Raw genomic sequence first — 11,416 nt, forward strand, 5'->3', positions numbered from 1 at the left:
GATTGGTAATTAGTATTCCACTCAGCTATTTTGGAGGTCTTGGCGGGGCCGCTAAACGAGGAATTTTGGTAAAGGGAGCGACTTTCTTAGATACTTTGTCAGGAGTTAAAGCGATCGCGTTTGATAAGACTGGTACTTTAACTAAGGGTGTATTTAAAGTAACGGAAATTGTTCCTTATAATGGTTTTAAGCAAGATAATTTGTTACACATTGCAGCAGCAGCAGAAGTAAATTCTAATCACCCGATCGCCAGATCGATTGTAGTAGCTTATCAGCGACCGATTGATGAATCTACGGTTTCTAATTATACCGAAATTGCCGCCCACGGCATTCAGGCAACGATTGAAGGAAAGCTAGTATTGGCGGGTAACGATCGGTTGATGCACCGCGAGAATATCCCTCATGATACATGTGATGTTGAGGGTACTGTCGTGCATCTGGTAGTCGATCGAATTTACGCTGGTTATATTATCATTGCTGATGAAATCAAAGAAGATGCGGTTCAAGCGATTCACGATCTCAAAGCAGCAGGTGTCGAGCGGGTGATGATGCTAACGGGGGATTCGCAAGCTGTCGCGAAACGAATCGCGAAAACTTTGGGTGTCGATACTTTTGCGGCGGAGCTATTACCTGAAGATAAAGTAGCGGCGATCGAAAAACTGCTTGGAGAATTTCACAAAAAAGGTAAAGTTGCCTTTGTTGGGGATGGAATTAATGACGCGCCTGTAATTGCCAGAGCGGATGTGGGGATTGCAATGGGTGGATTGGGTTCGGATGCAGCGATTGAAACTGCGGATGTCGTCTTGATGACAGATGCACCTTTAAAAGTTGCCGAAGCGATTCAGGTGGGCAAGAAGACTCACACGATTGTCATACAGAATATCATCCTTGCGCTGACAGTTAAAGCGATTTTCATCGGCTTAGGTGCGATGGGATTAGCCACGATGTGGGAAGCGGTATTTGCTGATGTCGGTGTGGCATTAGTGGCAATTTTTAATGCTACTAGAGTCTTGAAATGATCGTCAATCTCAAGTGAGCAGAAAATATTGAGTAAGCTAGAAATCGATAATATCCAGCCTCAAGCATCGCTATTGTGGATTGTGCTAGGATTGCGGATTGTCTTGTTTGCGATCGAATTAGGCACCGCAATTTGGAGTCATAGTCTATCGCTATTAGCCGGAGCGGGACATTTATTTGCAGATCTATTGACATTGGGACTAACTTTCATCGCGGCTTGGGTGGTAAAAAGTCAACCATTAGATCGTACCTCCCAAACCGAGCGGCGGTTGAAGGCGTGGATTGGGTTAATTAATGGCATGAGCTTGGGCGCGATCGCCTTCTTAAATTGCCATGGAAGCGGTGAAGCATCTACAAACGACCGAATCGGTGGCTTCTTTACCAATGTTGCTGGTAGCCGGATTAAGCCTAGCTGCGAACGGTTTTGCAGTCTACTTACTATATCGATATCGCGACCGAGATTTGAATCTGCGGGGAGTTTTCTTACATGGGGTTGCGGATGCGACTGGTGCGTTGAGTGCGATTGTGGCGGCTAGTGCGATATATTGGTTCGATTGGCTGTGGGCGGATGCGGCGGCTAGTTTACTAGTGGTGCTAATAATTAGCTTGAGTGCGCTATCGCTGATTAAATCGGCATGGCAAATGCTCAGACAAGATTCAAGCTATTTACCCCAAAAGACTACGGTTATCTAACCTGCGATCTAACGTACAATTTAATTTACACTGCACCTAGCTTCGCGGGATTAACCACTGAATAGTCACGCGATCGATTTATATTCTGGACAGGTCTATTAATGTAGTCAAAAATTATTATAGTGAACGCTGCATTCAAACGATTCTTGCTGAAAACGATCGCGACTTTGCTGGCGATCTTGCTGTTCCTTCCTTCAGCAGTAGCACAGTCCGAACGGGTAACGGTGCGGCTGGACGGACGAGCCGTATTTCGGGTGGGGACAGTTGGGGAACTAGATGCAACTGCACGCGCCCGCCAAATCGAGCGGCGGATGAATCGCTTGCTAGAAAATCCCGATGCGATTGCCACGCCTCGGATCGAACCAATAAGTGCGAATACAACCGATCGGACGATCGCGATCGCAGGTGTTCCAGTAGTGACTGTGACAGAGACGGATGCTCAGGATAATCTGACAACAGTGAAGGTCTTGACAACGCAATGGGCGCAAGCGATCGACACTGCATTAGCACGAGCGAGTAACCGCCGACTTTCTCCAGGTGGTCGATTCGTCGCAGAAGTCCGATCCTCGATTGAAACTGCGTTCGGACGATCGATCGAATCTGCCACTGTCATTATTCCCCGCGCTCTTGCTGCCTTGTTGACGCTCGGATTATTTTGGGCGATCGCTACCTTCGTTCGCTGGTTGATGCGGCTCATCTTCCGGCGGATCGTCGAAGACCTGACTGTTGAGAATCTGATTAAACAGGTCGCTTACTATGCGGTGTGGATCTTAGGGTTTATCGTGGCGATCGATGCCTTTGGCTTCGATCCGCAAGCCGTTGCCACAGGTTTAGGATTAACCAGTTTGGCACTCGGTTTTGCCCTCAAAGACATTCTCTCTAATTTCATCAGCGGCATCTCGATCTTGGTGTTGCGTCCGTTTGAGTTAGGCGACCAGATTATTGTGGGGGAAACAGAAGGTAATGTCGAACGGATCGATTTAAGAGCGACGCAACTCCGTACTTACGATGGTCGAGTGGTGCTGGTGCCTAATGCCGAAGTGTTCACCTCGCGGATTGTCAACAACACAGCCGCATCCACTCGTCGGGGCAGTGTGACTTTATTTCTTGGCTATGATAGCGATTTGCCACAGGCGATCGATGTTGTTCGAGCGGCGGTTCAGGCAACGGATGGTGTACTGACAGAACCCGCTGTTTCGATCCGCGTTCGGGACTTGGGACAAGACGATATTGTCATCGAAGCTCGGTTCTGGACAGATTCGCGGCAATCGGATTTCGTAGCCACCACCTCTCAAGTTAGACTGACGATCGTTGCTGCTTTGAAAGCGGCTGAAATTGGACTACCCGACCCTGATGTCAGAATGTTGACACCTCGTCAGACAGAACAATGGCAAGCCGCATTGAAGAATACAAATTCAAATTTAAACCATCACGATTAAATCGATCGTCTACATTTTCATCCTGTCACGAGCGATCGGTAAACGGATGGTGAATAAACTGGTGAAGTATGACGGTGTGTCTTTTGACAAGTAGACAGATCGCTCTTATGATGGCTGGTCTGCTTATCTAACTTCAACTTAAATGAATAACGATCGCATTACCGCAGCATCTCCGCTGGAGCATCGACCGAAAAAACGGAAGCTGTTATCGATTGGCATTGCCCCTCATGATGGGATTTTTTCGATCGGGATCTCACCTCACGGGTTGATTTCAATTGGGATAATTCCCCACGGATTGATTTCGATTGGATTGGTACCGATGGGCGTAGTTTCCATCGGGTTAGTTTCAATGGGGCTGTTTAGTATTGGTGCGATTACGATGGGAGTAGTTAGTGTCGGTCGAGTGAATATGAGCTTGATTCAACTCGATTCACCCAAAGTAGATTTCGATCGACCTGAAGTGCCGAAAAGTCCGGCTGGGCATCTGTCTCACTGAATACTTTAGTCATTATTCACTTGAAGAAGTTTTGAAATAACATAGCTACGATGTCACCTCAATTACTCCCCGAAACATTCTCATTCCACAAGTAAAAGTATATTCTCCTGCCTTCGTCGGGGTAAATTCAACAGTTGTTGTTTGCCCGACGGGTAAGCGGGTGCTAATTCCAAAGTCGGGAATTAACACTTCATCCAGACAAGAATTACTGTCTAATCGATGAAATGACAACCGCACTGGTTCGCCATTATTAACAACAACCCGATCGGGACGATAGCCACCATCAACCGTTACTAATATCTCTTGCACCCCATTACTTTGAGTCGCTTGTTGTTTCTGTTGTTTGCGTCCCAGAAACCACCAGAGTTCGGCACCAATCAGCGTCAGTCCACCAAGTACCACGCCAACTTTGATAGGTAAAGGCTGCTCGATCTGACGAAACGAGTTATTTGTGGGCGAGGGCTGCATTTGCATTGGAGATCCTCCACCCATTTGAGCATTGGCGGAGCCGCTCATTTGAAGTATCGAGAGCATTGCCCCGATCGAGATTGCTGCCAGTTTCATATTTTCACTCCTTTTAATCTCAAAGCATTAAGGACAACTGAAATCGAACTAAACGCCATCGCCGCACCCGCGATCGCCGGATTGAGCAACCAGCCAGTAAATGGGAACAGGATTCCCGCAGCTAGCGGGATGCCCAGCACGTTGTAACCGAATGCCCAGAATAGATTTTGCTGAATATTTTGCATCGTGGCACGACTGAGCCGAATTGCCGTCACAATCCCCTGTAAGTCCCCCGAAATCAGCGTGATATCAGAAGCAGCGATCGCGACATCCGTACCCGTGCCGATCGCCATCCCGACATCAGCCTGAGCCAAAGCCGGAGCATCATTAATGCCGTCTCCCACCATTGCTACAACTTTTTTCTCTTTCACTTGCAAAGTCTGAATCGTTTGGGCTTTTCGGTCGGGGCGGACTTCGGCTAAGACGCGAGTAATCCCAACTCGCTCGGCGATCGCTTTGGCGGTACGCTGATTATCACCAGTGAGCATTATTACTTCGATGCCCATTCTCTGCAAGGTTTGAATCGCTTTGGCAGAGTTAGGTTTGACAGTATCGGCAACCGCAATCGCTGCTTGCAACTGCCCATCAACAGCTACAAAAACCACAGTTTTTCCAGCATTTTCTAAGGCTTGTTGCTCGACTTGGAATGCCGACAGATCGAGTCCCATTTCATCGAACCAGCGTTGGGTGCCGATCGAGATCTGTCGCCCTTCGACGATACCTTTTACACCACTACCCGCGATCGCTTCAAAATGTTCGACAGTAGGTAATTGGGCATCTTTACTGCGTTCGCGAGCATATTGCAACAAGGCTTCAGCTAGGGGATGCTCGGAGTTGCTTTCTAAAGCACCGATCGATCGCCATAAAGTCAGTGGGGCTAGCACGCCAGGGCTGTTAGGAATTAGATCGAGGATTGAGGTAGTATCGGTGACAACTGGCTTACCTTGAGTAATGGTGCCCGTTTTATCCAGTACGATCGTTTGGATTTTGCGGGCGAGTTCTAGACTTTCTGCCCCTTTAATCAGAATGCCATGTTCTGCCCCTTTACCGATGCCGACGGTAACTGATGTCGGCGTGGCTAGACCTAGAGCGCAGGGACAGGCGATAATTAATACACCAACCATCGTGACAATCGATAAAGTGAAATTCCCGATCGCCAGAAACCAGACGACAAAAGTAATTATCGCGATCGCGATAATTACTGGGACGAACCAACTAGTGATATTATCGGCGAGCTTTTGGATCGGAGCTTTAGAATTTTGGGCTTGTTGAACTAGTTTGACAATTTGCGCCAGCGCGGTATCTTTACCGATTTTCGTCGCCCGAAATTGAAAGCTACCCATCTTATTGAGCGTTGCGCCGACAACTTCATCGCCGACTTGTTTGGCAACTGGCAAACTCTCACCAGTAAGCATCGACTCATCGACAGTAGAATATCCCGATAAAACTCGCCCATCAACGGGGATTTTTTCACCAGGGCGCACTATTACAGTATCAGCCAGTGCGACTTCCCCGATCGGAATGTCCATTTCGACATTATCTCTTATCACCCGCGCTGTTTTGGCCTGTAGCCCCATCAAAGCTTGAATTGCCGTTGAAGTTGCCCCCTTAGCACGATTTTCCAACCACCGTCCCAACAGCGTCAAAGTGACGATCGCCGCCGACACTTCATAATAGACTTGGGCTAACAAGCCTCGATCGGTAAAATAATTAGGAGTTATCGTTATCCACAGGGAATAGAAAAAAGCAATATTCGTACCGATCGAAATCAGCGTATTCATGTCCGCCGTGCGATGGCGAAATGCCTTCCACGCCGATTGATGAAATTCTCTACCTACCCAAAACTGAACGGGTGTTGCCAGAACTAGCTGCACCCAGGGGTTTTCCAGCTCGGCTAGCGCACCAGGCAGTCTGAGATTGAAATGACCCAATGTGCCCAACATCAGGAGGACACTGAGCGTTGCCCCAATTATGACTCGACGCTGAAGATCTCGCTCTTGTCGTCGTTGCCCGATCGTTTCCGAATCGTCTTCAGGCGCGAGATCCGACGGGATAATTTGGGCTTCATAGCCGATATCGGCAACTGCCTTAGCGATCGTGTCGATCCTAGTCCGTTTAGGATCGTAACGCACGGTTGCTCGATCGCTACTAAAATTGACGTTACCTTCTACTACCCCTGGCACGGCGAGAATTGCTTGCTCGATGCTGTTGGCACAGGAGGCGCAACTCATCCCTCTGAGTTTGAGATTTAGCTCTTCCATATATTTTCATCCCAGTTATTCGATCGATCTGAGTGCGTTATTAATCTTCTTCCGTCCGCCGTCTTGGAGTTCGCCGCGTTTGTAATAACATCGAAGTTCCAGTAGCCAGCAACGCGAGTAACCCTAGTGCATTGAGAAAGGGATAAATGGTTTCTAACTTGAGCAAGCCAAAGTTACCTTTATGCACCTCCAATAACCATTTCACCTCTTTTCCAGACAGATCTGTAATTTGGTAAATCGAACCTGTAATAGCTGAGATCAGCAGTGGTAGTGCCATAATTGGCGCGATCGCTCGGTGAAATTTGCGAAACTGAAGAGACTTATTGTTAGTCATGTGGATTACCTGTTCTAGTAAGATTAACTTCAAAGTTTTTAAGAACTCGCATTTTCAATAACCTCACTCTTATTTAAAGCAGCTTGTAATTTTGCTTCGTCTTCTTTTGATAATGAAGTTCGTAAAACTTTGCCTTCAAATCTACTTAGATCTGCCAAAACTTTATCGGGTGTTGCTTTTCTTACCAACACAAAGATGGCAGAAGTCCCAGGCTCGATCGTGCTACCAATATCGCGAATAAAATTGTCGTCAATCCCGACATCGGTTAATGCTCCTGAAATTGCTCCAGCGGCTACACCGAAAACAGCCAAGATGGGATGGAGGAAGATGATGCCAAGCAGCAATCCCCAATAGCCTCCACTCACGGCAACATCAGTAATAAGTTCCTGGACTTGCTTAATTTTAACTTTACCTTTTTGATTTCTGACCACAACAGCCGCATCTTCCAAGTCGATTAAATACTCTAGTTCGAGTTTCTTCAGCTCTATTAAAACCTCATCTGCTTTGAACTCATCTTTGAAGCCGATAACAATTAGGTCGCTCATGATTTTTCGGTAAATGAAATTTGGTAATTGAAATGGATATAATACTTAGGCATTTACTCGATAATTTCGATTTTCACCGACTGCTGACTCCATCAGTCGTGCGTCCACTCATCTCGCCTCGATCGATCCGGTAGATGGAAATTACCTCTGCACGTCCCCAAGAGTCTGTCCAAGTTCGATTAATTGCCGGAGAAAGTGTTGCATCGCGCTGTTTAACTAATGCCATCACGAGATCGATTTCTGGCTGCTCTGTGACGTGCTTGGCACGTCCCATCACGATTGCACTCCGCCAATGCTTGGGACTATGTATTTCTTCAACTTGGAGGCAAATATCTGGAGCTGCGTCCATGTCATGAGTCTTCATCCCGACTGTGGTAAATAGATATATGTCCGAATCTTTGAGATAGTAGTGCATTGGCATCACACAGGGTTTGCCTTCATGAATAAAACCAAGATGACCGTAACCTACTTTGTGCAGCAATTCACGGATCTCGTCCTGTCCCATTTCATCGATATCTAACATAAATTATTTTCCTGAAAATCTAATTTTTGGCGTAGTCTCTAGGTCGAGAAAATTGTTAACAAGGATCGGGTATAGAGCTGCGAAGTGTTACCCCTGGATTCGATAATTTCGCATCATGCCAGCATCTTCGTGTTCTAAGTTATGGCAATGGTAGGTAAATAAGCCGCTGTATTTCTCAAATTTCATTAGCAGCTTGACTCGCTCACCTGGCATCACCATCACAGTATCTTTCAAACCCTCATCCACATAGCCATCCTTAACTGTTTGCCATCCGGTGGCAAGTTCTGGTAACACTTGGCGACTAATGACTTGAAACTGTACGCCGTGGAGATGGATGGGGTGCGCCATCCCCTTGGCATCCATCATCGCTCCAGGATTGAGTTTGTTAATAATCTCCCACTGTTCGATCGAATTTAACTTGACGGTTTCTTGCGGTGTTGCCACATTCATTTCAAAGGGTTTACCATTCATCACCCATTTCATCCCTTGGAGCGAAAGCTCAACCGGACGCGGCTGGGCGGCATTAATGGCATCTTCTGGACGCAATAAGGGTAGAGCGGCTAGTTTGCTGGGAATCTGCAAAGTTTCTGTTTCTGTCCGCGCGATCTTGACGTTAAATAGGGTCATCGCCGCACCAAGTTCTGGGGCATTACTAGAACTCATCCCGCCCATACTATTCCCATCGACATTCTCGGCTCCAGAGAAAGCCAGACTATTGAGAGCTAATTGCGTCCCAACTTTCAGCTTGCTAAAATCTGCCCAAACATCGAGCCGCTCGCCTGGAGCCAGCATCACGTACTTGCGAGTGACAGGCTGACTCAGCAAGCTTCCATCGGTGCCAATAACGGTCAAGGGATCGCCATTACTCCATGCTAGCTTGTAGATGCGGGCGTTAGAACCATTAAGAATGCGGAGGCGGTAGACTCGCGTTGCCGCAGCTAAGGTAAAGTCGGGTTTACCATTGACGAAGAGCTGTTTGCCCAGGAAGCCCATCATACCGCCCATGTCATCCATGCCTCCACTCGACTGACTAGAGTTACCCTGTGACATTCCGCCCATTCCTTCCATGCCGCCCATACCACCACCATTACGAGGCGTACCGATTTTGCTACCCAAATAAAGGAGTTGGTTACTGGCATCTAAGGTACGATCCTGCAACACGATCGGTACTTCATAAGCCCCTGTAGGTAGCTTGAGAGCGGCTTCTTCTGGATCTGTGACGATAAATAACCCCGCCAAGCCAGCGTAGGCTTGCTGCCCTGTCAGCATGTCTGGATGAGGATGAAACCAGTTCGTACCCGCCCGATTAACTACCTCAAACTCATAGACGTATGTTTGCCCAGGATCGATCGCAAACCGAGGATGTCCATCCATATCTTCTGGCAAAATTAGACCATGCCAATGGACGATACTGGGCTGTCCTTGGGGAAGATTGTTTTGGAAGTTGACGCGAACGCGCTGACCTTGACGAACGCGAATAATCGGGCCTAAATAACTATCGGGAATAGCTTGTAAGCTGTTTGGATCGCCTTTGACCAGCTCTGCTGCATAAGACCAAACTTGGGTTGGTTGTCCCGACAATATTTGCACCGTTTTCGGTGCAGCTTTGAGGTTAATTTCCAGATCGGGAATAAATTTCGGATTCGGGGTGCGGGCTACAGTGTTGTTATCAGGTATTTTCGTGGTAGAAGATGGAGACGAACAACTCGATAGCAGGCTGTGAATGCCACTACTGAGGATCAGTCCGCTGGCAATGCCACCCCCTCGAATGAAACTGCGACGGGTTAGAGGATATTGATGACTGCCTTTAAGGGGCAGCTCGTTCTTATTCATGAAGGTATCATTAAGGTTATTTTGTCCGATTAGATCTTACCGAGCGAATGTTATTGAGATAGTAAATCTAACTTAACTTCCAGTTTGACAGCCTAAGATGAAATTCAAATGAATTTAGCTTAGGCTGTTAAAATACTTCAATAAGAATTAGTCGAAAATACCCTGTCATATGATTTTGACTAGAGATTTTGAGGAATACCAATCCTTAATAGTGATGCTCAGATGCCAAATGCTTGTTTGACCTGACCCGACCAAGTTTTAATACGCGACTCGGTTAAATCTCCTTGGTTGTCTTCATCGAGAGCTAAACCGATGAAGTTACCGTCACGGACACCCCGTGACTCATTAAAGTCATAGCCATCAGTCGGCCAAGCACCAACAGTTTTCCCACCTAGCGCGCTAATTTTTTCTTCGAGAATTCCGATCGCGTCCATAAAGCTATCAGGATAGCCAGTTTGGTCGCCAACCCCAAAGTAAGCTACGGTTTTGCCGTTAAAATCAATGTCATCTAGGTTAGGAAAGAAATCTTCCCAGTCACTCGATAACTCACCAACGTTCCATGTCGGTGCGCCGATAATTAGATGTTGGTAGTTATCAAAATCATCAGCTTGGACATCTAATATTTCATGGAGGTCTACAATATCTGTACCTAATTGTTCTTGAATCATCGAGGCAATTGCTTCTGTTTTGCCTGTTTGGGTACCATAAAAAAGACCGATTTTAGACATATATATAGCTCCAATTAGCTTCGATAATCGGCAATGTCAGTACCATAACCAACACAATCGATGAATTTTGGGTAATTTAGCAAACTGACGATCGTTTATGCAAAGTCAAGGTACCAATGAGGGGGATTTCTCCGTTTGGAACTCTAATTTATGCTAATTTACTTGGTAGCCAGCCGCTGTAATGGCACTCTCGATCGCTGATTGAGAGGCTTGAGTTTCGATCTTGACTTGCTTAGTTTTGGGATCGGCTTGCACGGTTGCTGTAGGATCGATCGCGATTACTGCCTTGGAGATCGTTTCACCACAGGCAGAGCAAGCCATGTTAGGAATATTTAGTTGGATATTCATTGTTCGTTGGCACCTCAATGAGCGCGTTTTAGATGTACTTATGCTTATTCTCAACTCTCTAGTCAGCTAGAGAGTCAAGAGGATCGATAAACTTTAATTTCAAGTGTTATTTGGCAGGTTAGATTTATACCAGCTTTGATACCACTTCTGCATCTGACCGATCTCAGCGGTTTGAGTTTTAACGATCGACCGAGCTAGTGTCTGAATTTGTGGCGATTTGGTCGTCTTTAGCACCATCTGACTCATCTGAGCTGCTGTCCGGTGATGGACACTCATCTGCTGCAAAAATTCTTTATCAAAATCAGCGGCATTTGTGAGAGCATTCATATCCATTTTCATGCCATTCATGCCATTCATGCCATTCATCGAATTGCCATCCTTGCCCATCATGCCACCGCCCATTGTCATGGACGGAATTGCTGTGCCATAAGCGGTTTTATATAAAGTTGCCATTGTTTGAATCTCGCTCTTTTGGTCTTTGATAATCTTCTGAGCGAGTTGTTTGACTTCAGGACGCTTCGCACGGGTGAGGGCTAAATTCGCCATCTCCATTGCTTGCTGGTGATGGGCAGTCATCATCGTCAGAAAATCTCGATCGGAGATAGTTTGACTAGATGAGTTGGGAGATGAACTCA

The 11,416-nt window shown here is 46.7% G+C and carries 13 protein-coding genes and 1 pseudogene; 5 read left to right on the top strand and 9 right to left on the bottom strand.

The window, feature by feature from the left end:
- The 5 genes and pseudogenes from C7B77_RS13395 to C7B77_RS13410 all read left to right on the top strand — a co-directional run.
- Positions 1-1,019: HAD-IC family P-type ATPase (locus C7B77_RS13395; protein WP_146138310.1), on the top strand; the 1,019-nt coding region annotated here is incomplete at its 5' end.
- 81 nt (positions 1,020-1,100) lie between these two features.
- Positions 1,101-1,256: pseudogene (locus C7B77_RS31420) on the top strand (cation efflux transmembrane domain-containing protein); the annotation flags it as partial.
- Between the two features lie 145 nt (positions 1,257-1,401).
- Positions 1,402-1,710 carry a cation efflux transmembrane domain-containing protein gene (locus C7B77_RS31425; protein ID WP_281261356.1) on the top strand — a complete coding sequence of 103 codons (309 nt, stop codon included), beginning with the start codon at positions 1,402-1,404 and terminating at the stop codon, positions 1,708-1,710.
- A 122-nt stretch (positions 1,711-1,832) separates the two neighbouring features.
- The gene (locus C7B77_RS13405) at positions 1,833-3,149 is read left to right on the top strand and encodes a mechanosensitive ion channel family protein (protein WP_106305411.1); all 1,317 of its coding nucleotides are present in this window, start codon (positions 1,833-1,835) and stop codon (positions 3,147-3,149) included.
- Positions 3,150-3,291: 142 nt separating this feature from the next.
- Positions 3,292-3,645 (top strand): hypothetical protein, encoded by a 354-nt coding sequence (locus C7B77_RS13410; protein ID WP_106305414.1) that lies wholly within the window; start codon positions 3,292-3,294, stop codon positions 3,643-3,645.
- Between the two features lie 45 nt (positions 3,646-3,690).
- On the opposite strand, the gene C7B77_RS13415 is transcribed toward C7B77_RS13410, so the two are convergent.
- The 9 genes from C7B77_RS13415 to C7B77_RS13455 form a co-directional block, all read right to left on the bottom strand.
- Complete coding sequence (locus C7B77_RS13415) at positions 3,691-4,209, bottom strand: cupredoxin domain-containing protein (RefSeq protein ID WP_106305417.1); 519 nt, start codon at positions 4,207-4,209, stop codon at positions 3,691-3,693.
- Positions 4,206-6,470 carry a heavy metal translocating P-type ATPase gene (locus tag C7B77_RS13420; RefSeq protein WP_106305420.1) on the bottom strand — a complete coding sequence of 755 codons (2,265 nt, stop codon included), beginning with the start codon at positions 6,468-6,470 and terminating at the stop codon, positions 4,206-4,208. The genes C7B77_RS13415 and C7B77_RS13420 overlap by 4 nt, the downstream gene beginning before the upstream one ends.
- A 40-nt stretch (positions 6,471-6,510) precedes the next feature.
- Positions 6,511-6,804 carry a hypothetical protein gene (locus tag C7B77_RS13425; RefSeq protein WP_106305423.1) on the bottom strand — a complete coding sequence of 98 codons (294 nt, stop codon included), beginning with the start codon at positions 6,802-6,804 and terminating at the stop codon, positions 6,511-6,513.
- 38 nt (positions 6,805-6,842) lie between these two features.
- The gene (locus tag C7B77_RS13430; RefSeq protein WP_106305426.1) at positions 6,843-7,349 is read right to left on the bottom strand and encodes a DUF1269 domain-containing protein; all 507 of its coding nucleotides are present in this window, start codon (positions 7,347-7,349) and stop codon (positions 6,843-6,845) included.
- Positions 7,350-7,422: 73 nt separating this feature from the next.
- Positions 7,423-7,872 (bottom strand): pyridoxamine 5'-phosphate oxidase family protein, encoded by a 450-nt coding sequence (locus tag C7B77_RS13435; RefSeq protein ID WP_106305429.1) that lies wholly within the window; start codon positions 7,870-7,872, stop codon positions 7,423-7,425.
- Positions 7,873-7,959: 87 nt separating this feature from the next.
- Positions 7,960-9,705 carry a multicopper oxidase family protein gene (locus tag C7B77_RS13440; protein WP_106305432.1) on the bottom strand — a complete coding sequence of 582 codons (1,746 nt, stop codon included), beginning with the start codon at positions 9,703-9,705 and terminating at the stop codon, positions 7,960-7,962.
- 218 nt (positions 9,706-9,923) lie between these two features.
- On the bottom strand, positions 9,924-10,433 hold the full coding sequence (fldA, locus tag C7B77_RS13445) for a flavodoxin FldA (protein ID WP_106305435.1): 510 nt from the start codon (positions 10,431-10,433) through the stop codon (positions 9,924-9,926).
- A 153-nt stretch (positions 10,434-10,586) separates the two neighbouring features.
- The gene (locus C7B77_RS13450) at positions 10,587-10,781 is read right to left on the bottom strand and encodes a heavy-metal-associated domain-containing protein (RefSeq protein WP_106305438.1); all 195 of its coding nucleotides are present in this window, start codon (positions 10,779-10,781) and stop codon (positions 10,587-10,589) included.
- A gap of 99 nt (positions 10,782-10,880) precedes the next feature.
- The coding region (locus C7B77_RS13455; protein WP_245894185.1) for a DUF305 domain-containing protein at positions 10,881-11,416 on the bottom strand (536 nt) is incomplete at its 5' end.

Source organism: Chamaesiphon polymorphus CCALA 037, from assembly GCF_003003845.1.
Taxonomy (GTDB): domain Bacteria; phylum Cyanobacteriota; class Cyanobacteriia; order Cyanobacteriales; family Chamaesiphonaceae; genus Chamaesiphon; species Chamaesiphon polymorphus.

What these genes read in the sequence shown, in the direction of transcription:
- C7B77_RS13425 (WP_106305423.1), bottom strand. Translation starts at nt 6,804, where the DNA reads ATGACTAACAATAAGTCTCTTCAGTTTCGCAAATTTCACCGAGCGATC.
- C7B77_RS13440 (WP_106305432.1), bottom strand. Translation starts at nt 9,705, where the DNA reads ATGAATAAGAACGAGCTGCCCCTTAAAGGCAGTCATCAATATCCTCTA.
- C7B77_RS13415 (WP_106305417.1), bottom strand. Translation starts at nt 4,209, where the DNA reads ATGAAACTGGCAGCAATCTCGATCGGGGCAATGCTCTCGATACTTCAA.
- C7B77_RS13410 (WP_106305414.1), top strand. Translation starts at nt 3,292, where the DNA reads ATGAATAACGATCGCATTACCGCAGCATCTCCGCTGGAGCATCGACCG.
- C7B77_RS13435 (WP_106305429.1), bottom strand. Translation starts at nt 7,872, where the DNA reads ATGTTAGATATCGATGAAATGGGACAGGACGAGATCCGTGAATTGCTG.
- C7B77_RS13430 (WP_106305426.1), bottom strand. Translation starts at nt 7,349, where the DNA reads ATGAGCGACCTAATTGTTATCGGCTTCAAAGATGAGTTCAAAGCAGAT.
- C7B77_RS13450 (WP_106305438.1), bottom strand. Translation starts at nt 10,781, where the DNA reads ATGAATATCCAACTAAATATTCCTAACATGGCTTGCTCTGCCTGTGGT.
- C7B77_RS13420 (WP_106305420.1), bottom strand. Translation starts at nt 6,470, where the DNA reads ATGGAAGAGCTAAATCTCAAACTCAGAGGGATGAGTTGCGCCTCCTGT.
- fldA (WP_106305435.1), bottom strand. Translation starts at nt 10,433, where the DNA reads ATGTCTAAAATCGGTCTTTTTTATGGTACCCAAACAGGCAAAACAGAA.
- C7B77_RS31425 (WP_281261356.1), top strand. Translation starts at nt 1,402, where the DNA reads ATGTTGCTGGTAGCCGGATTAAGCCTAGCTGCGAACGGTTTTGCAGTC.